The following is a 23,596-nucleotide window of genomic DNA, read 5'->3' as shown; positions in this document are numbered from 1 at the left end:
TCCGAACACCGAGAGGAGAACGGGCCATGTGCGGAATCTCCGGCTGGATCGACTTCCAGCGAGACCTCACCCGCGAACAACCCGCGATCGACGCCATGTGCGACACCATGTCCTGCCGAGGCCCCGACGCCCGCGGCACCTGGGTGGCCCCGCACGCCGCGCTCGGCCACCGCCGACTGGCCATCATCGACCTGCCCGGCGGCGCGCAGCCGATGACCTCCCCCGACGGCGACGTGGTGATCGTCTACAGCGGCGAGGCTTACAACTTCACCGAACTGCGCGACGAACTGCGCCGCCGCGGCCACCGCTTCACCACCGACAGCGACACCGAGGTCGTCCTGCACGGCTACCTGGAGTGGGGCGCGAAGGTCGCCGAGCACCTCAACGGAATGTTCGCCTTCGCCGTCTGGGACAGCCGCACCGAGCAGCTGCTGCTGATCCGCGACCGGATGGGCATCAAGCCGCTGTACTACTACCCGACCGAGCAAGGCGTGTTGTTCGGCTCCGAGCCCAAGGCGATCCTGGCCAACCCGCTGGCCGAGAAGGTCGTCGACGCCGACGGGCTGCGCGAGCTGTTCACGCCGGTCAAGACCCCGCGGCAGGCCGTGTGGGCGGGCATGAGCGAGGTCGAGCCGGGCACCGTCCTCACCGTCGACCGCAATGGCCTGCGCGAGCACACCTACTGGCAGCTGAGCGCCGTCGAGCACACCGACGACCAGCAGGCCACCGTGCAGCACGTGCGGGAACTGCTGGACGACATCGTCGCGCGGCAGCTGATCTCCGACGTGCCGCGCTGCGTGCTGCTCTCCGGCGGCCTGGACTCCAGCGCCATCACCGCGTTGGCCGGCCTCGAACTGAGCCGCAGCGGCGAGCAGGTGCGCAGCTTCGCGGTCGATTTCCTCGGCCAGGCCGAGAACTTCGTGCCCGACGACCTGCGCGCCACCCCGGACACGCCCTACGTGCACGACGTGGCCCAGCACGTGGGCTCGCAGCACCAAGACATCGTGCTCGCCCCCGACGCCCTGGCCGCCCCGGCGGCGCGCCGGGCCACCGTGCAGGCCCGCGACCTGCCAATGGGCATGGGCGACATGGACCAGTCGCTGTACCTGCTGTTCAAGGCCATCCGCGAGCACTCCACGGTGGCGCTATCCGGCGAGTCCGCGGACGAGGTGTTCGGCGGCTACCAGTGGTTCCACGACCCCAAGGTGCGCGAGGCCGACACGTTCCCGTGGCTGGCAGCGGTGCGCGCCCACCACGACGGCCAGTCGCAGGTGCTGGACCCGCAAGTGCAGGACGTGCTGAGCCTGGAGTCCTACGTGGCCGACCGGTACCGCGAATCGCTCGCGGTGGTGCCGACGTTGGACGGGGAGAGCGCCTTCGAACGGCGGATGCGGGAGATCAGCTACCTGCACCTGACCCGGTTCGTGCGGATCCTGCTGGACCGCAAGGACCGGATGAGCATGGCGGTCGGCCTGGAGGTCCGGGTGCCGTTCTGCGACCACCGCCTGGTGGAGTACGTGTTCAACGCCCCGTGGTCGCTGAAGAACTTCGACGGCCGGGAGAAGAGCCTGCTGCGCCACGCCACCGCGGACGCGCTGCCGAAGTCGGTGGTGGAGCGGGTGAAGAGCCCGTATCCGTCCACACAGGACCCGAAGTACGCGGCGGCCCTGCAGGGCCAGGTGTCGGACCTGGTCGCGGCGGGCAGCGAAGCCCTGTCCCTGCTGAACGGCGAGCTGCTGCGCGACGCCCTCGCCCAGGACCCGGCCAACATCGACACCCCGACCCGCTACACCTTCGAAAGGGCCCTCGACCTGGCCACCTGGTTCGACATCCACAACCCGACGATCAAGCTCTGACCCCGTCCGGGTGGTTCCACATTTCCCTAAAATTGGGCAGGTCCTGCGGAGGGCTCCCAATTTTAGGGAAATGTGGGAAGCTCCCCGCTCAGGACAGGGGTAGTAGGAGGCGTAAAGTGCTGCCGCCTGCCGGATTCGTGCGGAGTTCCACGCGGCCGTTGTGGGCTTCCTCCAACGCCGCCATGATCGCCAGGCCAAGCCCTGTACCACCCGTCGCGGGTGGCCGTCGTCAGGTTCGTCAGCACCTGCCGCAGCCGCGGACCATCTCCCTTGTAACCCCACGCGGTGCGCAACGCCAACCCGCGGCCCTTGCGGTCCAGGTGCAGCACCCGAACCCGGTCCATTGCACCGGCCAGCTCGTGCGCGACGCTCAGCGTCGCGTCGCTGCTGGCGTTGTCGACGATCGTGATGATCCAGGAGAACGGGAAGCCCGCGGTCAGGTGCTTGCTGAGCACCTCCAGGCACCCCGGCAGTGAATGTTCCTCGTTGTAGACCGGGATCACGACGTCGACCGTCGCAGTCCGGCGCGATGCCCGGCTCCCGACATCGAGCTGCTGCACGGCGCTCATCTCCCACCACCTCTCTTCCGGCTTCAGAACCCATCAAGCCGGACAGAGGTGCGAGCACCCTCGACAAACCCCGGGAACTACCTGGGAACCCAGGAGCACCGGTCCCGCTGGTCCAGATCACAGTTTCAATTGAAACTGTGATCCGTCGTGCCTGGGTTTTACAGTTTCAATTGAAACTGTGGAATCCCCGCACGGAACCGCACGGAACCGGGGCGCTCAGACGTGGGCGTTCCTCGGCTTGGGTTGGCACACCGGGCAGGTGTAGGAGGAACGGTTCATGAAGGCATCGCGGCGGATCGACGCGCCGCAGCGCGGGCACGGGCGGTCGAGCTGGCCGTACACCGCCAGCGACCGGTCGAAGTAGCCGGACTCGCCGTTGACGTTGACGTACAGGGCGTCGAACGAGGTGCCACCGGCGTTCAACGCGTCCTGCATGACCTCGGTGACGCCGTCGACGAGCTCGCGGATCTTGGGCCGGGTCAGCGTCGCCGTGGGCCGCGCCCAGTGCAGCTTCGCGCGCCACAACGCCTCGTCCGCGTAGATGTTGCCGATGCCGGACACCAGGCTCTGGTCGAGCAGCGCCCGCTTGATCCCGGTGCGCCGCGCCCGCAACCGCTCCACCAGCCTGTCCAGGTCGAAGGTCGGCTCCAGCGGATCGGGCGCGATGTGCTCGACCGGTTCGGGCACCGCAACGCCGTCCACCTCGACCAGATCCGCGAGATGCACGCCGCCGAACGTGCGCTGGTCGACGAATCGCAGCTCCGAGCCACCGTCGGCGAACCGGAACCGCACGCGCAGGTGCTTCTCGTCCGGGACGTCGGCGGGCTGCACCAGCAGCTGACCGCTCATCCCCAGGTGCACCACCAGCGCCTCACCAGCGGCCGACTGCGCATCTCCGTCGCCGAGCTCCAGCCACAGGTACTTGCCGCGCCGCCGAGCCGCGCTCAGGACCCGACCGGCCAGGCGCCCGGCGAGATCTTCCGGACCCGGCACGTGGCGGCGCACCGCCCGCGGATGCAGGACCTCAACACTGGACACCGTCCGGCCGATCGCGTGTTCGGAGACACCACGCCGGACGACCTCGACCTCAGGCAACTCGGGCACGAAAACATCTTCGACCACGCCCACCGGACAAAAACAGGCGGCCCCGCAGAAAGCGGGGCCGCAGAGCCTGTCTTCAATCTTCGAAACGAGCTTCAGGAGCTCAGGCGGAGTTCTCCGTGCCTTCGTCCTCCGGCTCGGAGAGCTGGCGCCAGGCTGCCTCCGCGGCCTTCTGCTCAGCTTCCTTCTTGGTGCGGCCGTCGCCGCGACCGTAGGTCTGCCCGCCGACGGCGACGTAGGCGCTGAACTCCTTGCGGTGGTCCGGCCCCTGCTCCTCGACCCGGTACTCGGGCACGCCCAGGCTGGCCGACGCGGTCAGCTCCTGCAGGCTGGTCTTCCAGTCCAGGCCGGCTCCGCGCTGCGGCGCCTCGGCCAGCAGCGGCTCGAAAAGCCGGTGGACCACGTCGCGCGCGACGTCGATGCCCTTCGCCAGGTACACCGCGCCGAGCACGGCCTCGAGGCCGTCCGCGAGGATGCTCGCCTTGTCACGGCCCCCCGTGAGCTCCTCGCCCCTGCCCAGGAGCAAGTACTCGCCCAGACCGCCCTCACCGAGACCGCGTGCGACACCGGCCAGCGCGTGCATGTTGACGACACTGGCGCGCAGCTTCGCGAGCTGCCCCTCCGCGAGATCCGGGTGATCGTTGTACAGGCGATCGGTGATCACCAGTCCGAGGACCGCATCCCCCAGGAACTCGAGCCGCTCGTTCGGCGGCAGGCCACCGTTCTCGTACGCGTACGAGCGGTGGGTGAGAGCAAGGGTGAGCAGCTCGACGTCGAGCTCGACGTCGAGCGCTGCCAACAGCGAAGCCCGGTCGATGTTCCGGACCCGCGGCTGCTTTCCCCCCACTTCGCGACCGCCGATCAGGCGGGCTGGACGACCTGGCGGCCGTCGTACTGACCACAGGCCGGGCAGACCACGTGCGGCAGCTTCTGCTCGCGGCAGGCGCCGTTGGAGCACTGCACCAGCGTCGGCGCCGAGGTCTTCCACTGCGACCGGCGGTGACGGGTGTTGGCCCGGGACATCTTGCGCTTCGGGACGGCCACGACTAGTTCTCCTCCTCGGTCCCGCCAAACCGCTCTTGCAGCGCGGCCCAGCGAGGGTCAATGGTCTCATGCGTGTGATCGGGGGCGAGTTCGGCCCACTTCACGCCGCACCCGGAGCACAGCCCCTGGCAGTCCGGCGAGCACAACGGTGCCGAGGGCAGCGACAGCAGCATCGCGTCCCGCACCACCGGTTCGAGGTTGATCAGGTCGTCCACGACCCGCTCCACCTCGTCGTCATCGCTGGTGGCGTCCGTGGCGCTGTCCGGGTAGGCGAACAGCTCCCGCACCTCGACCTCGACCTCGTCGGAGATCGGATCCAGGCACCGGACGCACTCACCGGCCAGGTGGGCCACGGCGGTACCCGACACCAGCACGCCCTCGACCACCGACTCGGCCAGCAGGTCGAGTTCGACCGGCTCGCCCTCGGGCACCTTGATCATGTCCAGCCCGAACCCGGTCGGCGCCGGGGCGTTGCGCGTGTAGGCGCGGCTGCTACCAGCGCGATGGCCGATCTCCCGGGTGTCGAGCACCCACGGGCCGACCTGCGCGGCTCGCGCATTGTGGTTCTGAGACATCACAAAGTTTCGGTGGTAATTCGATCGGGCAGTTTCGCGGCATCGGCGAACGACGCGAGCACCGATCCCATCGGCGACCGGGACGCCGTCCAAAGCCAGCTTTCCAAGGGTACGCGACCCTTCCCCAGCGGCGACACCAGGCCCCGCAGCGGGGATCAGTTCGCGGTGGCTCCGTTGCCCGGGCCCCACTCCTCGTAGTCGAACGGGGCGCCGACCGGGCTGCGCAGCTGCTGGCGCCCCTTGCCGACCGTGCGGAGGGTTCGGCCGAGGAGGTCTTCGAAGTCGGCGAGGCGGGAGTCCACGTAGGCATCGCACTCGGTGCGCAGGCGCTCGCCGTCCTCGTTGGCCTCTTCGACGATGCGCTTGGCCTCGTAGTTGGCCGCCTGCACCACCTCGGTGTCAGCGACCATGCGAGCCTGCTCGGCCTTGCCCTCGTGCACCGACTGCTCGTAGGCGGCTCGACCGGCCTGCACCATCCGGTCGGCCTCCGACTGCGCCCTGCTGACGTAGTCCTCGTACTCGCGGCGGCCGGCGGTGACCGCCTGCTCGGCCTGGCCGCGCGCGTCGGCGAGCATCCCGTCGGCCTGCTCGCGCGCGTCGGCGAGCAGCTGCTCGGCTTCGGCCCGGGCGGCGGCGATGGTGCGCTCGGCTTCACCGCGGGCGTCGGTGACCGACTTGTCGGCCTTCGCCTCGGCGGTGGAGACCACCTCGTCGCGGTGGTCGAGCACGTCCTGGGCGTCGTCCAGTTCCTGCGGGATCGCGTCCCGGACGTCGTCGAGCAGCTCCAGCACATCGCCGCGGGGCACCACGCACCCCGAGGTCATGGGAACGCCGCGCGCCTCTTCCACGATCGTGACCAGCTCGTCGAGGGCCTCGAACACCCGGTACACCTTGATCTCCCTGCCGTCGTAGCCGCCGCAGCGGCAAGCATCTCAGAACTCCCCGGAACCGATGATCACGGGCCGCTCCGCTCCCAGTCTGCCCGCGCCGAGCACCGGGGCGCGGGAAATCCGACGTCCGCGTGTCAAGACCAGGCCCACCAGCCACCCGAACCAGTGAACGCGGAACGCCTCCCCAAGAGGCCCGGGGAGGCGTTCCGCGTGGATCAGGCGATTCTCAGGCGTCGACGTTGGTCAGTTTGAAGCTGTCGTAGTGGTCTTCGGTGTAGAAGTACTCGCCCTTCTCACCGACGACGAAGCGGCGGGCGCCTCGGTCGTCGCTGCCGGGGGTCACCACGGTGTACTCGTGGTAGTAGCCGCTCGCGCAGTCGGGCAGGATGCCCTCCCGGTTGCTGAACACCGTGCCGTCCTGCGGGTACGGGTACGGGCCGCCCTTCTTGATCAGGTCCACCGTGTCGGTGGCCTCGGGCGGCAGCTGGGACAGGTTGACCTTCTCGAACTGCGAGGTGTCACCGCACGGGGCGGCCTGCACGGCCACCACCGGCGCGGAGACCGCACTCGTCTGGACGCCGACCAGACCCGCCACGGCGAGCAGGCCGACCATCAGCAGCTGCGCTGTCTTCGACGTGATCCGCATCATGGTCGGCAACGCTAGATGGCGACCATGATCACCTGCTGAAACTGACGTGAAACCGAAGTAGCCGCACTTCCATCGTGCGACGCCGGCTAACCCCGACGGCCTAAAGAGCTGGCTTCAACTCGACTTGCGTGGAGCCGCAAGCACCTCAGCCTCGTTCGGCCAAGCGTTCGCGCAGGCGCTGCTCAATCTTCGGCGGCACCAGGTTGGAGACGTCGCCGCCGTAGGTGGCGACCTCCTTGACCAGGGAGCTGGCCAGGAAGCTGTACTGCGGGTTGGTGGACATGAACATCGTCTCGACCCCGGACAGCTGCTGGTTCATCTGCGCCATCTGCAGCTCGTAGTCGAAGTCGCTGACCGCACGCAAGCCCTTGACGATCGCACCGATGCCGTTGGCCTTGCAGTAGTCCACGAGCAGGCCGTGCCAGGCGTCGATGCGCACGTTCGGCCACGGCTCGGTGACCTCGCGCAGCATCTCGAGCCGTTCCTCGACGGTGAACAGGCTCTTCTTGCTCTTGTTGATGAGCACGGCGACGACGACCTCGTCGAACAGCTTGGACGCTCGCTCGATGATGTCCAAATGACCGTTGGTGACTGGGTCATAAGAGCCTGGACACACGGCACGTCTCATGGGCGAGGACGGTAGCAGCCACCAGCAGAACCGCTCACGACGAAGTGTCACGCCCCACAGGCACGAGAACGTGGCTTATTTGCGTGGCGGTGCCCCGAATCCTGGAGCGGAGGGGTCACTGGTCTTCGTGCTCTGCCCAGTAGACGGCGGTGTCTCCGTAGCGCTTGCTGCGCAACGGGTGCAGGTTCGGGGGCCAGTCTGGTTCTCCGCTGCGGAGGGCTCGTTCGACGATCACCAGGCTGCCCGGCGCCGCCCAGCCGTTGTCGACCAGCGCGGTGAGGACCTGCTGCAGCTTCTCCTGCGGCAGGTCGTAGGGCGGGTCGGCGAGGACCACGTCGAAGGGTTGATCGGTCGGGCTGCTCAAAAGCGTTTCGGCCTTGGCCTGCGCCACGTGGACGTCGCGGAAGCCCAGCGAGGTGGCGTTGCGGCGCAGCATCGCCGCGGCGCGGCGGTCGTGCTCGACGAAGGTGGCGTGCGCGGCTCCGCGCGAGAGGGCTTCCAGGCCGAGGGCACCCGAGCCGCCGTAGAGGTCGAGCACTCGCGCGCCGGAGAGTTCCATCGCCGATTCCAGCGCGCTGAACAGGGCTTCCCGCACGCGCTCCGAGGTGGGTCTGGTGCCTTTCGGGGGCACATCGATGCGCCGCCCGCCCACGCTTCCGGCCACGATCCGAGTCACCCGTCCATCGTGGCGCACAGTCCCCGGCGCACCGTCCAGCGGGGCTCATTTGCGGTCATTTTACGCCGAGGCCCGAGGCTTCCCCGCTGCCGGGAGCAAGCAACGTGACAGTGCCCCGGGCGTAGGCTATTTGGTCTGCCCACCGCGCCAGACGGGGAGAAAGACACAGGTGTCCGAAGCGTCCATCAAGCAGGCCGAGATCGCGGTCGAGCAGCAGCACGTCGACCGGGTCTACACCCGTCTCGACGAGCTGCGCACCGAAGCCGAGGCGATGCGTGACAAGAGCTACGAGTACGGCCGGGAGGCGACGCCCGAGGCTCTCAACGAGCGCGACGTGATGCTGCACCACGCCAACCGGACGCTGCAGGCGCTCAACGCCGAGTCCGAGGGCCTGGTGTTCGGCCGCCTGGACTTCGCCAGCGGCGACGCGGTGCACATCGGCCGGTTGGGCATCCGCGACCCGCAGTTCGAGAACCTGCTGGTGGACTGGCGCGCCCCGCTGGCGTCGGCCTTCTACCAGGCGACCCCGGAGCACCCGCAGGACGTGGTGCGCCGCCGGGTGATCCGCTCCTCCCGCGAGCAGGTCGTGGACGTCTCCGACGACCTGCTGGACCCGGAGCGCGCGCCGGAGGACATGCGGGTGATCGGTGATGGCGCGCTGATGGCCGCGCTGACCCGCTCCCGCGGCGACTCGATGCGCAACATCGTCGCGACCATCCAGAAGGAGCAGGACGACGCGATCCGCGCTCCCGAGGGCGGGGTCACCGAGATCACCGGTGGTCCGGGCACCGGCAAGACCGCGGTCGCCCTGCACCGCGCCGCCTACCTGCTCTACCGGGACCAGCGGCGGCTCGGCGGTCCGGGCGTGCTCGTGATCGGCCCGTCGCCGGTGTTCATGTCCTACATCTCGCGGGTGCTGCCGTCGATGGGCGAGCACAACGTGGAGCTGCGCGCGCTCGGCGAGGTGCTGGACGGCATCAGCACGGCCAAGATCGACGACCCGCGCACCGCGGAGATCAAGGGCTCGTCGCGGATGGTGAAGGTGCTGCGGCGCGCGCTGCGGCTGCCGCCGCCGGAGGCCCCCGAGCGGCTGCAGATGTTCTACCGCGGCACGGTGCTGAAGCTGGAGGCCGACGACCTCAAGCGGATCCGCCGCTCGCTGCACAACAAGGGCCACCAGCCCAACAAGAACCGCATGCGGGCGGCCGACGCGCTGCTGGAAGCCCTGTGGCAGAAGGCGAGGCAGGCCGCCGACGAGAAGTTCCAGCCGGACCGGGCCCAGTTGATCACCGAGATCGGCGACCGCATCGAGTTCCACCGGTTCCTGGTCGCCTGGTGGCCGCCGACGTACCCGATGCAGGTGCTGCGCTGGCTGTCCGATCCGACGCGGTTGTCGCAGGCGGCGCGCCGGTTGCTGTCGGCCGAGGAGGTCGACCTGCTGGCGAAGTCGTGGACCGAGGTGACCGAGTGGACGGTCGCCGACATCGCCCTGATCGACGAGCTGCGCGGACTGGCCGGCCCGCCGCCGAAGCGCCGCCGCGGCGAGGGCGAGCCCGAGCAGCCGAGGCGTGCGGTCAACTACGACGAGTACGCGCACGTGGTGATCGACGAGTCCCAGGACCTCTCGCCGATGCAGTGGCGAATGGTGGGTCGCCGCGGTCGCCACGCGAGCTGGACGATCGTGGGCGACCCGGTGCAGTCGTCCTGGCCGGACGCCGAAGAAGCGGCGACCGCGCGCCAGGAAGCGCTGAGCGCGCAGCGCACGCACCGCCGCTTCACGCTGCGCACCAACTACCGCAACTCGGCGGAGATCTTCGCGCTTGCCGCGGACGCGGTCCGCGACCTGGTGCGCGCCGACGACCTGCCGGAGGCGGTGCGCACCACCGGCATCGAGCCGACGGTGCGCGAGGTCCCGTCCGGGCAGCTGCCGGAGGCGGTGCGCAAGTCCGCGGCGGAGCTGGTGGCGGCCGCGGAGGGCACCATCGGCCTGATCACCACGATGGCCCGCCGCGACGAGGTCCGCGCCTGGCTGTCCACTGTGGACGCCGAGGAATCGGAACGGCTGCGCGTGGTCGGCAGCCTGGAGGCCAAGGGCATGGAGTACGACGCGGTGGTGGTCATCGACCCGGACGGCCTGGCAGCGGAGTCCAGCACCGGCCGCCGAGCCCTCTACGTCGCCCTCAGCCGAGCCACCCAACTCCTCACCGTCGTCCACCCCCGCTGACACCCCACACGAAGAGCGCCTTCCGCCACCCAACGGACGGCGCTCTTCGCGTGCTGCGGCCATGCACGACTCAGGATTCAGGCACAGAACACTCGTGCGAACAAAAGGTCGATCTACTTTCCACGCTAAAGTCACGTGGACCACGTGATAGCTTGTGGATATGGGTAGCAGAAACGTCACAGTCCAGCTGGACGAAGCTGTAATTCAGCGCGCGAAGATCGCAGCAGCGCGCAGGAACACGTCGCTAAGCGGACTTCTGGCCCAGCAGATCACCAAGATCGCCGATGCGGATGAACGCTACGAGCAGGCCAAACGCGATGCCTTCGAGCTCATGGACGAGGCGGCGCGGTCCGGCGAAGGCGCGCCATCCTGGACCCGTGAGGAGCTCTACGACAGGTGACTCCTGAATTCAAGTTCATCGACACGAACATCCTGGTCTACGCGCACGCCGTGCACGACGGCGATCTGCGCGCCGCACAAGCTCGCCAACTGCTCAAAGAGCTCTGGGCAACGGAGACCGGGGTGCTGAGCACCCAGGTTCTCCAGGAGTTCTACTCCGTCGCCACGAAGAAGACGAAGCTGCCTCGCGACACCGCTCGCAAGGTGGTGGCGAAGTACGCCGAGTGGGATCCGATCCGCGTCGACCCGCTGCTGATCGTCTCGGCCAGCAAGCTGGAAGAGGAGCACACGCTTGCGTTCTACGACGCGCTCATCGTCGAGGCCGCATTGCGCTCGGGCGCCGCGAAGCTCCTCACCGAAGACATGCAGCACGGGCGACGCTTCGGGAACCTCCTGATCGAGAACCCTTTCCACAGCTGAGGAACACCGGGCGACCACATCCTGACACGTCCGGTCACCGGCGCTGAAGGGGCCGAACAGCGGAGCGCGGGCCGCCCCGCAAGGACGACCCGCGCTCCGGTCCGGATCAGCCGAATTCGATGATCAGGTCTCCACCTTCGACCTGCTGCACGGCACCGATGGCCAGGCGCTTGACCTGACCAGTGGTCGGAGCGGTGATCGCCGCCTCCATCTTCATCGCTTCGATGGTGGCGATGGTCTGCCCCGCCTCCACGGCGTCGCCCTCACCGACCGCGAGGGTCACCACGCCGGCGAACGGAGCCGGGACGTGTCCAGGGTTCGAGCGGTCCGCCTTCTCCGCGATCGGGAGGTTGGTGGCCACCGAGCGGTCGCGGACCTGGATCGGTCGCAGCTGACCGTTCAGCGTCGCCATCACCGTGCGGAGGCCGCGGTCGTCCGGCTCGCTGATCGCTTCGAGACCGATGAGCAGTCGCACACCCGGTTCGAGGTCGACCGGGAACTCCTCCCCCGGCCGCAGGCCGTAGAAGAAGTCCTTGCTGCGCAGCAGCGAAGTGTCGCCGTAGGCCTCGCGGTGCTCGGTGAACTCCTTGGTGGGCTTGGCGAACAGCAGCCGGTTCAGCGTGGTGCGACGGTCCGAGGCCAGGCCCGAACGGTCCTCTTCGGACAGTTCCGCGAGGCGCCGGACCGCGGTGCGGCCCTCCAGCGCGCGGGTGCGGAACGGCTCCGGCCAGCCCGCCGGCGGCTCGCCGAGCTCACCCTGCAGGAAGCCGATCACCGAGTCCGGGATGTCGAACTTGCGCGGGTCCGCCTCGAAGTCGGACGGGTCAACCCCGGCGCCGACCAGGTGCAGCGCGAGGTCACCGACCACCTTCGACGACGGGGTCACCTTGACCAGCCGGCCGAGGATCCGGTCGGCCGCGGCGTACATCGCCTCGATCTCCTCGAACTTGTCGCCGAGGCCGAGCGCCACCGCCTGGGTGCGCAGGTTGGACAGCTGACCGCCGGGGATCTCGTGGCGGTAGACCCGGCCGGTCGGCGAGGCCAGCCCGGCCTCGAACGGCTGGTAGATCTTGCGCACCGACTCCCAGTACGGCTCCAGGTCGCACACCGCCTGCAGGTCCAGCCCGGTGGCGTGCTCGGTGTGGTCGGTCGCGGCCACCACCGAGGACAGCGCGGGCTGCGAGGTGGTGCCGGACATCGAGGCCGTCGCGGCGTCCACCGCGTCCGCCCCGGCCTGCACGGCCGCCAGGTAGGTGGCCAGCTGGCCGCCCGGCGTGTCATGGGTGTGCAGGTGCACCGGCAGGTCGAATTCCTCGCGCAGCGCGGATACCAGCTTCGCCGCGGCCGGCGGACGCAGCAGACCGGCCATGTCCTTGATGGCCAGCACGTGCGCCCCGGCATCGACGATCTGCTCGGCCAGACGCAGGTAGTAGTCCAGCGTGTACAGCTGCTCGTTCGGGTTGGACAGGTCGGCGGTGTAGCACAGCGCGACCTCGGCGACCGACTTCCCGGTGGCCCGAACCGCTTCGATGGCCGGGCGCATCTGCTCGACGTCGTTGAGCGCGTCGAAGATGCGGAAGATGTCGATGCCGGTGTCGGTGGCCTCCTGCACGAAGTGCTCGGTCACCTCGGTCGGGTAAGGCGTGTAGCCGACGGTGTTCCGGCCGCGCAGCAGCATCTGCAGGCAGATGTTGGGCACCGCGTCGCGCAGCTTGGCCAGCCGCTCCCACGGGTCCTCGGCGAGGAACCGCAGCGCCACGTCGTAGGTCGCGCCGCCCCAGCACTCCAGGGACAGCAGCTCCGGCGTCATCCGCGCCACGTGCGGCGCGACGGCGAGCAGGTCCTTGCTGCGCACCCGGGTCGCGAGCAGCGACTGGTGGGCGTCGCGGAACGTGGTGTCGGTGACGCCCACACCCTTCGACTCGCGCAGCCAGCGCGCGAAGCCCTCCGGCCCGAGCTCGACCAGCTTCTGCTTGGAACCGGCCGGCGGCTCCACCGACAGGTCGGCCGCGGGGAGCTTGAACACCGGGTCCGGGGTGGTCGGGCGCTCGCCGTTGGGGCGGTTGACGGTGACGTCGGCGAGGTAGTTGAGCAGCCGGGTGCCGCGGTCGGCGGAGTGCCGGGCGGTCAGCAGGTGCGGACGCTCACCGATGAACGAGGTGGTGACCCGACCCGCCGCGAAGTCCGGGTCGTCCAGAACCGCTTGCAGGAACGGGATGTTCGTGGACACGCCGCGGATGCGGAACTCGGCGACGGCTCGCCGTGCCCGCGCCACCGCGGTCCCGAAGTCCCGGCCGCGGCAGGAAAGTTTGACCAGCATCGAGTCGAAGTGCGCGCTGACGCTGGTGCCGGCGAACGCGGTGCCGCCGTCCAGGCGGATGCCCGCGCCGCCCGGCGAGCGGTAGGCGCTGATCATGCCGGTGTCCGGGCGGAACCCGTTGGCCGGGTCCTCGGTGGTGATGCGGCACTGCAGGGCGGCGCCGCGCAGCCGGATCGAGTCCTGGGTCATGCCGAGGTCGTCCAGCGTCTCCCCGGCGGCGATGCGCAGCTGCGACTGCACCAGGTCGGCGTCGGTGACCTCCTCGGTGACCGTGTGCTCGACCTGGATTCGCGGGTTCATCTCGATGAACACGTGGCGGCCCTGCTCGTCGACCAGGAACTCCACGGTGCCCGCGTTGACGTAGCCGATCTTGCGGGCGAAGGCGACCGCGTCGGCGCAGATCCGCTCCCGCAGCTGCGGGTCGAGGTTGGGGGCCGGGGCGATCTCGATGACCTTCTGGTGGCGGCGCTGCACCGAGCAGTCCCGCTCGTAGAGGTGGATCACGTTGCCCGCGCCGTCGGCGAGGATCTGCACCTCGATGTGGCGCGGGTTGACGACCGCCTGCTCCAAGAAGACGGTGGGGTCGCCGAAGGCCGACTCCGCCTCGCGCATCGCCGCTTCCAGCGCTTCGCGCAGCGCCGACGGCTGGTCGACGCGCCGCATGCCGCGTCCGCCACCGCCGGCGACGGCCTTGACGAACACCGGGAACGTCATGTCCTCGGAAGCCGCCAGCAGCTCGTCGATGTCGCGGGACGGCGCGGAGGAGTCCAACACCGGTACGCCGGCCTCGCGGGCGGCGGCGACGGCGGTCGCCTTGTTGCCGGTCATCTGCAGGATCTCGTGGCTGGGGCCGACGAAGGTGATCCCGGCTTCCTGGCAGGCCCGGGCCAGATCGGGGTTCTCGGACAGGAACCCGTAACCGGGGTAGACGGCGTCAGCACCCGCCTGCCGCGCGGCCTTGATGATCTCCTCGACGGAGAGGTAGGCGCGGACCGGATGGCCGGGTTCGCCGATCTCGTAGGATTCATCGGCTTTCAGGCGGTGCAGCGAGTTGCGGTCTTCGTGCGGGAACACGGCCACGGTGCCCGCACCCAGCTCGTAGGCGGCACGGAAGGCGCGAATCGCAATCTCACCGCGGTTGGCGACGAGAACCTTGCGGAACATACCGGCTCCTCGGTTGGCGGGTGTCGGTCAGTGCCAGCACGATACCGCGAAAATTCCCCCTTCCGGGAGAAGATCCCGAGTGATGGACACCTCCATGTCCCCATGACCTGCTCAAACAACACTTCCGAGCAAGGTTTGGACCAAAAGAAATTTCTATTGATTTTCTATAATCTCAATTATTGATCTCATATTTCCGGCCAGCTATGGCGCCTGCCGGGATCACCACCGAACGCCGACACCACTTGAAGTAGTTGTCAATGACCCACAGTAACCTGCGCGTCGTGGCAACGCGGGTGATCTACATCGACGATTCCGGCTCAGAAGCAGCCAGGCTCAACGTGTTCGGCTGGGTCGAGGTCGCCATCGAGTCCTGGAAGGAGGCACTGCAGGACTGGCTGGACTGGCGCCGCGAGCTCTACCGCTCGATTGGCATCCCGACTGACTACGAACTGCACGCCACGAAGTTCGCGGGCGGACGCGGCCGACCGACCGGCACTGCTTGGGACACGATCAAGTCTCAGCGGGCTCCCGTCATCACCGACGCGCTGCGCACTCTCGTCGAGCTCCCCGGTCTGTCCGCAGGAGCGGCGTTCCAGCGGACAGACCGAGGAACCAAGCACCACCTCGCCAAGGCCGACACCTACGCCCGCCTGGTCCGGCACCTCGATGCCCGGTTAACCGCCAACGACGACTTCGGCCTGGTTGTCATGGATGGTGAAGGCACGGACCCCAGCTATCGCGCCGCTCATCGAGAGCTCAAGCTCGACGCGCGCTCCTTGATCGAGGACCCCTTCTTCCTGCATTCCCACCACAGCCAGTGGGTGCAAATGGCCGACCTCGTCGCCTACGCCGCGTACATGCGCCTGGAGCGAATTCCCGCCAAGTCCCACACCTGGCAGTGGTACGACATCATCGCAGCCAGCGCCTGCACCGGTCACGGACCGCTCGACCTGAAAGCGCCCTGAAAAAAGCTAGACCCGTGATCCCATGTACATGGGGACGGGTCCGCGTCGGCAACAGTACACATCGAGCGCACCGGAAGCAACGACGCCCCCAGACCGGTCAGGTTTTTTCGAGGTATTCCGCTCGGTCGGCGTCGACTACTTCGGCGACCATCCGGGCCAGGCCCGGTTGGTTTCGGAGGGTGGGGTCCTGTTCGACGATGTGGGCCGCTTCGTCACGGGCCGCCGCGATCACGTCCTCGTCGCGGAGCAGGGACAGCATCTTCAGACCCGACTTGCGGCCGGACTGGGCCGCGCCGAGAACGTCGCCTTCGCGGCGCAGTTCCAGGTCCAGGTGGGCGAGTTCGAAACCGTCGGTGGTCGAGGCGACCGCATCCAGCCGCTCGCGCGTGGTGGTGCCGCCCACGGCCTCGGTGACCAGCAGGCACAGGCCTGGCGCGCTGCCTCGGCCGACGCGACCGCGCAGCTGGTGCAGCTGGCTCACGCCGAACCGGTCCGCGTCCATGATCACCATCACCGTGGCGTTCGGGACGTTCACACCGACCTCGACCACGGTGGTCGCCACCAGCACGTCGACCTCGCCGTCGGCGAAGGCTCGCATCACCGCATCCTTGTCATCGGCGGCCAGCCGTCCGTGCAGGATGCCGATCCGCAGGCCGGCCAGCGGTCCCGCCGCGAGCTGTTCGGCCACGTCGAGCACCGCCAGCGGCGGACGACGCTCCTCGCCGTCCTCGGGCGGCGGTTCCTCGCCGCCCCCGTCGCTGTCGTCCACGGCGGCCTTGCGGGTCTTCTTCTTGCCCTTGTCCGCGGTCTCCTCGTCATCGCCGATCCGCGGGCACACCACGTAGACCTGGTGCCCGGCCGCGACTTCCTCGTGGATGCGCGTCCACGCCCGCTCCAGCCAGTTCGGCTTCTCCGCCACCGGCACCACGCTGGTGCTGATCGGCGAGCGCCCCTGCGGAAGTTCGCGCAGCGCCGAGGTTTCCAGGTCTCCGTAGACCGTCATCGCCACTGTGCGCGGGATGGGCGTCGCGGTCATCACCAGCACGTGCGGCGACGTCTCCTCGCCGCCGCGGGCCCGCAGCGCGTCGCGCTGCTCCACACCGAACCGGTGCTGCTCGTCGACCACCACCAGGCCCAGATCGGCGAAGGACACCCGGTCCTGGATCAGCGCATGCGTGCCGACCACGATCCCGGCTTCACCGGAAGCCGCCTCCAGCAACGCCTTCTTGCGCTGCGCGGCACTGAGCGAACCGGTCAGCAGCGTGACCCGCGTGGCTTCTTCGGCGCCGCCGAGCTCGCCCGCCATGGCCAGGTCACCGAGCAGTTCCCGCAGCGAGCGGGCGTGCTGCGCGGCCAGCACCTCGGTCGGGGCGAGCATCGCCGCCTGCCGACCGGCGTCGACCACCTGCAGCATCGCGCGCAGCGCCACGACCGTCTTGCCGCTGCCGACCTCGCCCTGCACCAGGCGGTTCATCGGGTGCTCGACGGTCAGGTCCTCGGCGACCTGCTCGCCGATCTCGCGCTGCCCCTTGGTCAGCTCGAACGGCATCCGCTGGTCGAACGCAGCCAGCACACCGTCGTCGCGACGCGGGCAGACCGGCGCCGGGTGCGACTGGTTCGAACCGCGCAGCTGCGCCAGCACCAGCTGCACCGACAGCGCCTCGTCCCACTTCAGCCGGTCCTGGGCGGCTGCCACGTCGGCGAAGCTGTGCGGCCGGTGGATCTTGCGCAGCGCTGACTCCAGGTCGGCCAGCCCCAGCCGGTCGCGCATCTCCGGGGGCAGCTGGTCGTCGGTGCCGTCCCAGACGTCGAGCACCTGCCCCACGCAGCGCGCGATGGACCACGACGGCAGGCCCTGCGCCGACGGGTAGACCGGGATCAGCGCGGAGGCGAACTCCTCGGCAGCCGAACCGATGTCGGTGGCTTCGTCGTCGAACAGCTGGTACTCGGGGTGGGCGAGCTGCAGCTGCCGGCGGTAGGAGGTGACCTTGCCCGCGAACATCCCGCGCCGGCCCACCACCAGCTCCCGCTCCCGCCAGGCCTGGTTGAAGAAGGTGCAGCTCAGCGACCGGTGCCCGTCGGTGATGCGGGCTTCGACGATGGTGCCGCGGCGGGACTTCATGGTGCGCTTGGTGACCCGCTCGACCTTCGCCAGCACGGTGGCGTGCTCGTCGATCTCCAGACCGGCGATCGCGGTCAGCTCACCGCGCTCGGCGTAGCGGCGCGGGTAGTGGCGCAGCAGGTCGCCGACGGTCACCAGGCCCAGCGCCGTCTCGAGCGCCTTGCCGGACTTGGCGCCGAGCACCCGGTCGAGCTTCGCGTCCAATGTGGTCACAGCTGGTCCTCCGCCACGCGCGTCGTCACCGGTCAGGCACCCAGCAAATTAGTGCCTGTCTTCGATCCTGGTATTTGGTCTTCGTCTTTGAAACGCCGAAGGCGTTTAACCCACCCTCGGCGCTTGCACCGCCGCGGGTTCTCAGCGTTCGCCTGGCGAGGACGGCCCAACTGCCGTGTATTGGCATACATCAAGTTGGGCACCCGCAGACCAGGCGGGCGCTGAGGTTCCGCTACCCACACCGCCACGCAAAACGAGTTCGCCAAACAAGTTCTAGCGGACCGCACCGACGTCCCGATCAGTCGGTGGCGCCTCCGCGGTACGGCTGCCCAGCCGCCAGCCCAGCCAACCCGCGAGCGCGCCGCCGAGCAGCAGCCAACCCGAACCGGGCGGATCGATGGCGTCCCGGAAGCTCGGCGCGTCCAGGTTGGCCACCGTGGTCAGCACCACCGTGCCGAGCATCGTCGAACCGAACACGCCCAGCGCCGCCGAGGCCCAAGCCCGGCCGCGGCGCTGCAGCACACCGCCGAAGCCGAGCGCGCACCAGACCGCGGCGACGACCAGCCACCAGACGAGCTGCTCGAACAGGAAGTCGCGCAGCGGGCTGGAGTCCTCCGGAGCCCCGGAGAACGTCCACTCGACGGTGATCGGCTCGGGCAGCCTGGAGTGCAGCGCCATCGGGACCAGCAGCATCAGCAGCGCGACGAGCAGCGTCCAGCCACCCACGAACCAGAGGTACCGCCTCCGGACATCCACGCCGCTCTCCGCTCACCTCGACGACCGGTGATGACAGTACCGGCTACCCAGGTCATCCCTCACAGCGCAGAGCGTTCGGTGACCAATGCGTTGACCAGCTGCGCGCCGCGTTCCGGGTGGTCGACGCTGATGTAGAAGTTGCGGCCCGAGGTCAGCCGCAGCGCCAGGCACTCCCCGCTTCGGAGCATGATCGCCGTGCGGCTGGGCAGCATCCGGTAGCCCCAACCGCCGATCTCCATCGCGCGCCGGGTCTCCACCCCCGCGCTCTCGATCTGCTCGAGCCGGATCAGCCGAACCGGCCAGCGCAGCAGGCCGAACGAGGTGCGCACCCCGCGCTCATCGACCTGCACCCGCGCCGAGGCGACGACGAGGACGACCACCCCGGCCATCAGGAACGGCAGCGCGGGGAGCCAGAGCTGCAACGCCAGCTGCACGACCCCGGCCAGCGTCAAGATCCCGCCGATGACCTGCAACGTTCGACTCCGCACCGAGGACACCCACACCGCGCGCTCGCTCGGCTTCAGCTCGAGTTCGGCGACCTCGCCGGCCTCCCCGGTCGGTGCATCCAGGCCGCGGTTTCCCAGCCACCAGCCGAGCCAGCCGCCCAGCCCGGCGACGACGAGCATCGGCAGCACCTGCCAGACCGGCATCGGCCTGGCCTGCTGCCACTCGGCGACGTCGAGGTTCGCCCCCGTGGTCAGCAACGACATGCCCATGACGAACACCGCACCGGCGCCGAGGATCGCTGCCGCATTGCCCCGAGCGGCCCGTCGCTCCCAGCCGCGCACCGCGACGGCGACGGCGACCACCACGACGACCAGCCAGCTGACCAGGTCGATCATCAGCATTCCGGTCAACGACATCGAGTCGTTCGGCGCCCCGGAGATGCCCCAGCGTGAAGCCATCGGATCCGGCAGCCGGTCCCGCACGGCGAACGTTCCGACGAGCAGCGCCGCGGTCACGGCAGCCACCCACAGACCCGTCGCGACGGAGAATCGGGTGCGGTAGGTCATCTCGCCTCCTGCTTATCGGCTTCTATCCACTCGACGACGTCGTCCGGCCGGTAACCGTGCCGCGCGGCCTCGGCCAGCAGCTCCTGGAGCTTCTGCCGCAGCGCCGCTTCCGGATCCGGACGGTTCAGCACGGTCACCCCGCGCCCGCGTCGGAACTCCAGCAGCCCTTCTTCCCGCAGCTGCCGCAGCGCGCGGAGCACGGTGTTGGCGTTGATCCGCATCGCGACCGCGAGGTCCCTAGCGGGCGGCAACCGGTCCCCCGGCTCGACCTCACCTGCCGCGATGGCACGCCGGATGGCGTCCGCGGCCTGCTCGTGCAGCGGACGCTCGTCGTTCAGATCCAACGAGAGCAACATGATGCTATTAACACTAGCACCATTAATTTCTTACACGTCGCCGATGTGTTCAGATGACCGTGAAGGGCCTTGCTGACCAGCGAAGATAGTGCTGGCTACTCCACGCCGAGGAGGAGCAGTGCGCCGAGCTCTCCTGCCGGGTAGCCGGCGAGCTCGACCTCCGGGTGGGAGCGGCGGAGGTGATCGGCCAGGACGTCGGCCAGGCTGGGCGGGGCGTCGGCGTGGATCAGCGCGGTGACCAGCTCGCCCCCGGTGCTGAGCATGCGCGCCGCGAGATCCCGGGCAGCCGTCGGCACGTCGTCGCCGATCAGCACCACATCACCGTCGATCAACCCGAGCACGTCGCCCGGACGACAGCGACCGACCCAGGTCAGCGCCTCGGCGTCGGCGATGCGCAGCTCCCCGCGCCGGGTCGCCGCCGCGGCTTCAGCCATCGCGACCTGGTCGTCGGCCCGACGCCGCGTCACGTCGTGCACCGCCAACGCGGCAAGCCCCTGCACCGGGGACGCCGTGGGCACCACGACGACATCCGCACCTTCAGCACTCGTTCCGGCAGCAGCCCGCTCCACCAGCACCGCGGTGCCTGGATCGTTGGGCAGCACTACGACGTGCGCCGCCCCGGTCGCCTCGACCGCCTCGCCGAGCCGTTCGGGCGTCGGCTCCGGACCGACGACGAGCACGTCAGCGCCTTCTGCGGCGAACAGCTCCCCCAGCTCTTCGCTGGGCACGCAGGCCAGCACCGCTGCCTCGCGCGCGAACGCGGCCTGCTGGTCGGCGAACCGGGTCACCTTGATGTTGCGCACCCGGCCGCTGTCGATGCCCGATTCGATCACCGCGCCGATCTCGTCGCAGTGCACGTGGACGGCCCACGAACCCACGCCGTCACCGACCACCGACACGCAGTCGCCCAGACCGCACAGCACCTCGCGCAGCGCCGCCGCGCGCTCCTCGTCGGTGTCGCCGAGCAGGTACATGACCTCGTACTCGTACTGCGATTCGTGTTCCAGAACACCCGATTCGCCAGGCTGTGGAGCAGCCGGGGCGAGCTGCTCGCCGTCCCTGACGACCGCGTGCAGTGCGTCGAGGACCACCAGGAAACCGCGCCCACCAGCATCGATGACCCCGGCGTCCGAGAGCGCGGAAAGCTGCGCCGGCGTCGCGGCCAAAGCGTCGATGGCAGCCCGAGTCGCACGGTACACCGCGACATCCACCTGATCCGCCCCAGCCGCACCGCGAGCCGCAGCCCGCAGGACCGACAGCGCAGTGCCTTCGACGGGCTCGGCGAGCGCCTCGCGGGCGAGCTCGTCAGCCCGGGTCAACGCGGCGTGCAGATCGCGCCCGTCAGCGGCCGCCACGTCCCGGAGTTGCTCAGCCACACCGCGCATGGCCTGCGAGAGCAGCACTCCCGAGTTCCCGCAGGCGCCGCCGAGCGCTCCCTTGGCGAGGGCGCCGAGGACTCCGCCGAGGGTGTCGGGCGCGGCCGCGTCCAGCTCGTCCACCGCGGCTCGCATCGTCTGCAGCAGGTTGGTGCCGGTGTCCCCGTCGGCGACCGGGTAGACGTTGATCCGGTCGATCGCGGCGCGCTCCGCGACGAGCGCAGCCAGGGCCAAGTCCGCCCAGCGCCGGGCCGCCGCCGCATCCAGCGTCCGCAACAACCGGACCTCCTCCTACGATCGGATTCGCCTGACCCTAGTCCCGTCCGGGGCGACGCGCCCCCACCGCCGGAGGAGTGGTCAACGGTGGGATACACTCATCCGGTCCCAGGGTGGCGATGACCCAGGGCGTCCGGATTTCCGGGCTCAGGTCGCCGCCAACGGCGGTGAACAGCAAGCTCTCACGCAAGTGGGAGTCGCTTGCGTGGCTCTCATCGCTGTAACCGTCAAGCAAAGTAAGGGGTGTCTGACGTGGCTGCCGTCTGCGACGTCTGCAAGAAGGGACCTGGCTTCGGCAACTCGGTCTCGCACTCCCACCGGAAGACTCGGCGCCGGTGGAACCCGAACATTCAGACCGTGCACGCCAAGATCGGCCTGTCGCAGCGCAAGCGCATGAACGTGTGCACCTCCTGCCTGCGAGCTGGCAAGGTCGCGCGCGGCTGAAGCACAGCGCGTTAAACCCCGAGGTCGTTCAAGGACCTCGGGGTTTTTGCTGTCCCTGGAACCACTAAGAAGCGTGGTTGCGCCACTGGGGCTCCACCTTCTCCCACTCGGCCGCCCAGGCCGCGAGCCGCCGGTGGGTGACCCAGGCGCGCGCGCCGAGCAGGCCCAAAGTGGTCACCAGCGCAGCTCCGAACAGGACTCCCGCTCCGGCCAAACCCGCAGCTTGCGTCGCTTCGGCACTGGTGAGCGGCGGGGCGACCAGCTGATCCTGGTCGTCCACCCAGATCGGAAGCGTGCCGGCGGCTGGCGCCCGAGACGGCAGGTCCACCACCCCGAACCGATCACCGGGCGGCTGACCCCAATGCACCGCGACCGGCCGATGCCCCGTCGCGCTGCTGGGCAGATCGGCCACCACCGACGCCACCACCTGATGCCTGGTGGCCTGCTCCTGCTCGACCACGGCGAGGCGGTTGTTCAGCTCCTCACGCGCCACCAGCAGCGCCACCACCGTGGCTGCCGCCACGATCAGCACGACGAGCAGCAGTGCGATCGGTTCGAAGAGATCAGTGCGCCGACGCAGCGGGTTTGCACCCGGGAACAGCCTGCGGACCAGGCATCGCAGGCAGCTGGTGTTCCGGTCGGCTCCCATGACGAGCCTTCTTCCGCCCAGAGCGCAACTTCCGGCAAGGGCAAATGTACGACGGGGCGGAAACGAAATCCAGACTGGATGACCAGCGGAAACGCGAGTTACGGGAGCTTCCAGTCGATGGGTTCGACACCCTTGGCGGCCAGCAGCTCGTTGACCCGGCTGAACGGCCGCGAACCGAAGAAGCCGCGGTCGGCCGACATCGGGCTCGGGTGCGGTGACTCGACGCAGTCCACGCCCGGCATCAGCGGGCGGAGGTCGCGCGCGTCACGGCCCCACAAGATCGCCACCAGCGGCTTCTCGCGGGCGGCGAGCGCGGTGATGGCCTGCGCGGTGACTTGCTCCCAGCCCTTGCCACGGTGCGAGCCGGGCTTGCGTGGTTCGACCGTCAGGCTCCTGTTGAGCAGCAGTACGCCGCGCTCGGTCCAGGGCGTCAGGTCGCCGCTGGTCGGCTTCGGGTGGCCCAGGTCCTCGGTGTACTCGCGGTAGATGTTGACCAGGCTCCGCGGCGGTGCGACGCCGGGAGCGACCGAGAAGCTCAGGCCCACCGCGTGGCCTGGCGTCGGGTACGGGTCCTGGCCGACGATCAGCACCCGGACCTCGTTGAAGGGCTGCTGGAACGCGCGCAGCACGTGCTCGGGCGCCGGCAGGTACTGGCGTCCCGCGGCGACCTCGGCGCGCAGGAACTCGCCCGCCTCCTTGACCTTCTCGGCCACCGGGGCAAGGGCCTCAGCCCACCCGGCCTCGACGAGTTCGTGCAGTGGACGCGCGGTCATGCAGAGCACCCTAACGAGCCGCCGAGATCGACCAGCGGCACCCCCGAGATCCATCGATCAATCCATTTATGTGACACACATCACACACGATCGATGTAACGATTAATGCGATATTGCCCACGCCCGTGACCAGTCATC

23 protein-coding genes are annotated in these 23,596 nt (G+C 69.1%); 6 read left to right on the top strand and 17 right to left on the bottom strand.

Annotation, left to right across the window (positions count from 1 at the left end; translation table 11 throughout):
* Positions 1-26: 26 nt before the first annotated feature.
* Entirely contained in the window at positions 27-1,856 is a 1,830-nt protein-coding gene (asnB, locus tag ACWCO2_RS04735; protein ID WP_450126345.1) for an asparagine synthase (glutamine-hydrolyzing), read from the top strand.
* A gap of 62 nt (positions 1,857-1,918) precedes the next feature.
* Here asnB and ACWCO2_RS04730 read toward each other — a convergent pair whose 3' ends face one another.
* From ACWCO2_RS04730 to rsmD, 9 genes are all read right to left on the bottom strand, one after another.
* The gene (locus ACWCO2_RS04730; RefSeq protein ID WP_450126344.1) at positions 1,919-2,425 is read right to left on the bottom strand and encodes a glycosyltransferase; all 507 of its coding nucleotides are present in this window, start codon (positions 2,423-2,425) and stop codon (positions 1,919-1,921) included.
* Between the two features lie 216 nt (positions 2,426-2,641).
* On the bottom strand, positions 2,642-3,529 hold the full coding sequence (gene mutM / locus ACWCO2_RS04725; RefSeq protein WP_450126343.1) for a bifunctional DNA-formamidopyrimidine glycosylase/DNA-(apurinic or apyrimidinic site) lyase: 888 nt from the start codon (positions 3,527-3,529) through the stop codon (positions 2,642-2,644).
* A gap of 100 nt (positions 3,530-3,629) precedes the next feature.
* Positions 3,630-4,373, bottom strand: coding sequence for a ribonuclease III (gene rnc, locus ACWCO2_RS04720; protein ID WP_450126342.1), 744 nt, complete (start codon positions 4,371-4,373; stop codon positions 3,630-3,632).
* Between the two features lie 14 nt (positions 4,374-4,387).
* Positions 4,388-4,570 carry a 50S ribosomal protein L32 gene (gene rpmF, locus ACWCO2_RS04715; RefSeq protein ID WP_270952592.1) on the bottom strand — a complete coding sequence of 61 codons (183 nt, stop codon included), beginning with the start codon at positions 4,568-4,570 and terminating at the stop codon, positions 4,388-4,390.
* A 2-nt stretch (positions 4,571-4,572) separates the two neighbouring features.
* On the bottom strand, positions 4,573-5,145 hold the full coding sequence (locus tag ACWCO2_RS04710; RefSeq protein ID WP_450126341.1) for a YceD family protein: 573 nt from the start codon (positions 5,143-5,145) through the stop codon (positions 4,573-4,575).
* 155 nt (positions 5,146-5,300) lie between these two features.
* A complete protein-coding gene (locus ACWCO2_RS04705) occupies positions 5,301-6,035 on the bottom strand; it encodes a DivIVA domain-containing protein (RefSeq protein WP_450126340.1) in 735 nt (244 codons plus the stop codon).
* A 226-nt stretch (positions 6,036-6,261) separates the two neighbouring features.
* Positions 6,262-6,684 carry a ribonuclease domain-containing protein gene (locus ACWCO2_RS04700; protein WP_450126339.1) on the bottom strand — a complete coding sequence of 141 codons (423 nt, stop codon included), beginning with the start codon at positions 6,682-6,684 and terminating at the stop codon, positions 6,262-6,264.
* A gap of 145 nt (positions 6,685-6,829) precedes the next feature.
* A complete protein-coding gene (gene coaD / locus ACWCO2_RS04695) occupies positions 6,830-7,312 on the bottom strand; it encodes a pantetheine-phosphate adenylyltransferase (protein ID WP_450126338.1) in 483 nt (160 codons plus the stop codon).
* Positions 7,313-7,427: 115 nt separating this feature from the next.
* Positions 7,428-7,988, bottom strand: a complete 561-nt coding sequence (gene rsmD / locus ACWCO2_RS04690; RefSeq protein ID WP_450126337.1) for a 16S rRNA (guanine(966)-N(2))-methyltransferase RsmD — start codon at positions 7,986-7,988, stop codon at positions 7,428-7,430.
* A 169-nt stretch (positions 7,989-8,157) separates the two neighbouring features.
* Between rsmD and ACWCO2_RS04685 the strand changes: the two genes are divergently transcribed.
* The 3 genes from ACWCO2_RS04685 (at position 8,158) to ACWCO2_RS04675 (ending at position 11,031) form a co-directional block, all read left to right on the top strand.
* Complete coding sequence (locus ACWCO2_RS04685; RefSeq protein WP_450126336.1) at positions 8,158-10,212, top strand: HelD family protein; 2,055 nt, start codon at positions 8,158-8,160, stop codon at positions 10,210-10,212.
* 160 nt (positions 10,213-10,372) lie between these two features.
* Positions 10,373-10,612, top strand: coding sequence for a DUF6364 family protein (locus ACWCO2_RS04680; protein ID WP_450126335.1), 240 nt, complete (start codon positions 10,373-10,375; stop codon positions 10,610-10,612).
* Positions 10,609-11,031, top strand: coding sequence for a PIN domain-containing protein (locus ACWCO2_RS04675; RefSeq protein WP_450126334.1), 423 nt, complete (start codon positions 10,609-10,611; stop codon positions 11,029-11,031). Before ACWCO2_RS04680 ends, ACWCO2_RS04675 begins: the two co-directional genes overlap by 4 nt.
* Positions 11,032-11,137: 106 nt before the next feature.
* Here ACWCO2_RS04675 and ACWCO2_RS04670 read toward each other — a convergent pair whose 3' ends face one another.
* Positions 11,138-14,515 (bottom strand): pyruvate carboxylase, encoded by a 3,378-nt coding sequence (locus tag ACWCO2_RS04670; RefSeq protein WP_450126333.1) that lies wholly within the window; start codon positions 14,513-14,515, stop codon positions 11,138-11,140.
* A 257-nt stretch (positions 14,516-14,772) separates the two neighbouring features.
* Between ACWCO2_RS04670 and ACWCO2_RS04665 the strand changes: the two genes are divergently transcribed.
* Positions 14,773-15,480, top strand: a complete 708-nt coding sequence (locus ACWCO2_RS04665) for a DUF3800 domain-containing protein (RefSeq protein ID WP_450126332.1) — start codon at positions 14,773-14,775, stop codon at positions 15,478-15,480.
* 97 nt (positions 15,481-15,577) lie between these two features.
* Here the strand turns inward: ACWCO2_RS04665 and recG are convergent, their stop codons facing one another.
* The 5 genes from recG to ACWCO2_RS04640 all read right to left on the bottom strand — a co-directional run bounded on the left by recG (position 15,578) and on the right by ACWCO2_RS04640 (position 21,595).
* Positions 15,578-17,815 carry an ATP-dependent DNA helicase RecG gene (gene recG / locus ACWCO2_RS04660; protein ID WP_450126331.1) on the bottom strand — a complete coding sequence of 746 codons (2,238 nt, stop codon included), beginning with the start codon at positions 17,813-17,815 and terminating at the stop codon, positions 15,578-15,580.
* Positions 17,816-18,088: 273 nt separating this feature from the next.
* The gene (locus tag ACWCO2_RS04655) at positions 18,089-18,571 is read right to left on the bottom strand and encodes a hypothetical protein (protein ID WP_450126330.1); all 483 of its coding nucleotides are present in this window, start codon (positions 18,569-18,571) and stop codon (positions 18,089-18,091) included.
* Positions 18,572-18,630: 59 nt separating this feature from the next.
* A complete protein-coding gene (locus ACWCO2_RS04650; protein ID WP_450126329.1) occupies positions 18,631-19,584 on the bottom strand; it encodes a DUF1648 domain-containing protein in 954 nt (317 codons plus the stop codon).
* A complete protein-coding gene (locus tag ACWCO2_RS04645) occupies positions 19,581-19,940 on the bottom strand; it encodes a GntR family transcriptional regulator (RefSeq protein ID WP_450126328.1) in 360 nt (119 codons plus the stop codon). The genes ACWCO2_RS04650 and ACWCO2_RS04645 overlap by 4 nt, the downstream gene beginning before the upstream one ends.
* 95 nt (positions 19,941-20,035) lie before the next feature.
* On the bottom strand, positions 20,036-21,595 hold the full coding sequence (locus ACWCO2_RS04640; protein ID WP_450126327.1) for a DAK2 domain-containing protein: 1,560 nt from the start codon (positions 21,593-21,595) through the stop codon (positions 20,036-20,038).
* 249 nt (positions 21,596-21,844) lie between these two features.
* Here ACWCO2_RS04640 and rpmB point away from each other — a divergent pair, with 249 nt between their 5' ends.
* Complete coding sequence (gene rpmB, locus ACWCO2_RS04635) at positions 21,845-22,036, top strand: 50S ribosomal protein L28 (protein ID WP_270952571.1); 192 nt, start codon at positions 21,845-21,847, stop codon at positions 22,034-22,036.
* Between the two features lie 64 nt (positions 22,037-22,100).
* On the opposite strand, the gene ACWCO2_RS04630 is transcribed toward rpmB, so the two are convergent.
* Complete coding sequence (locus ACWCO2_RS04630; protein ID WP_450126326.1) at positions 22,101-22,685, bottom strand: Rv1733c family protein; 585 nt, start codon at positions 22,683-22,685, stop codon at positions 22,101-22,103.
* A gap of 98 nt (positions 22,686-22,783) precedes the next feature.
* Complete coding sequence (locus tag ACWCO2_RS04625; protein ID WP_450126325.1) at positions 22,784-23,458, bottom strand: uracil-DNA glycosylase; 675 nt, start codon at positions 23,456-23,458, stop codon at positions 22,784-22,786.
* Between the last annotated feature and the right edge of the window lie 138 nt (positions 23,459-23,596).

The organism is Saccharopolyspora sp. NPDC002376 (assembly GCF_053593195.1).
The sequence above is the reverse complement of the archived record's forward strand: the minus strand, read 5'-3'. Positions and strand labels throughout refer to the sequence as shown.

Coding starts and splice junctions, on each gene's coding strand:
- asnB (WP_450126345.1), top strand. CDS start 27: ATGTGCGGAATCTCCGGCTGGATCGACTTCCAGCGAGACCTCACCCGC.
- ACWCO2_RS04730 (WP_450126344.1), bottom strand. CDS start 2,425: ATGAGCGCCGTGCAGCAGCTCGATGTCGGGAGCCGGGCATCGCGCCGG.
- ACWCO2_RS04710 (WP_450126341.1), bottom strand. CDS start 5,145: ATGTCTCAGAACCACAATGCGCGAGCCGCGCAGGTCGGCCCGTGGGTG.
- ACWCO2_RS04700 (WP_450126339.1), bottom strand. CDS start 6,684: ATGATGCGGATCACGTCGAAGACAGCGCAGCTGCTGATGGTCGGCCTG.
- coaD (WP_450126338.1), bottom strand. CDS start 7,312: ATGAGACGTGCCGTGTGTCCAGGCTCTTATGACCCAGTCACCAACGGT.
- ACWCO2_RS04680 (WP_450126335.1), top strand. CDS start 10,373: ATGGGTAGCAGAAACGTCACAGTCCAGCTGGACGAAGCTGTAATTCAG.
- ACWCO2_RS04670 (WP_450126333.1), bottom strand. CDS start 14,515: ATGTTCCGCAAGGTTCTCGTCGCCAACCGCGGTGAGATTGCGATTCGC.
- ACWCO2_RS04665 (WP_450126332.1), top strand. CDS start 14,773: ATGACCCACAGTAACCTGCGCGTCGTGGCAACGCGGGTGATCTACATC.
- ACWCO2_RS04650 (WP_450126329.1), bottom strand. CDS start 19,584: ATGACCTACCGCACCCGATTCTCCGTCGCGACGGGTCTGTGGGTGGCT.
- ACWCO2_RS04645 (WP_450126328.1), bottom strand. CDS start 19,940: ATGTTGCTCTCGTTGGATCTGAACGACGAGCGTCCGCTGCACGAGCAG.
- ACWCO2_RS04630 (WP_450126326.1), bottom strand. CDS start 22,685: ATGGGAGCCGACCGGAACACCAGCTGCCTGCGATGCCTGGTCCGCAGG.
- ACWCO2_RS04625 (WP_450126325.1), bottom strand. CDS start 23,458: ATGACCGCGCGTCCACTGCACGAACTCGTCGAGGCCGGGTGGGCTGAG.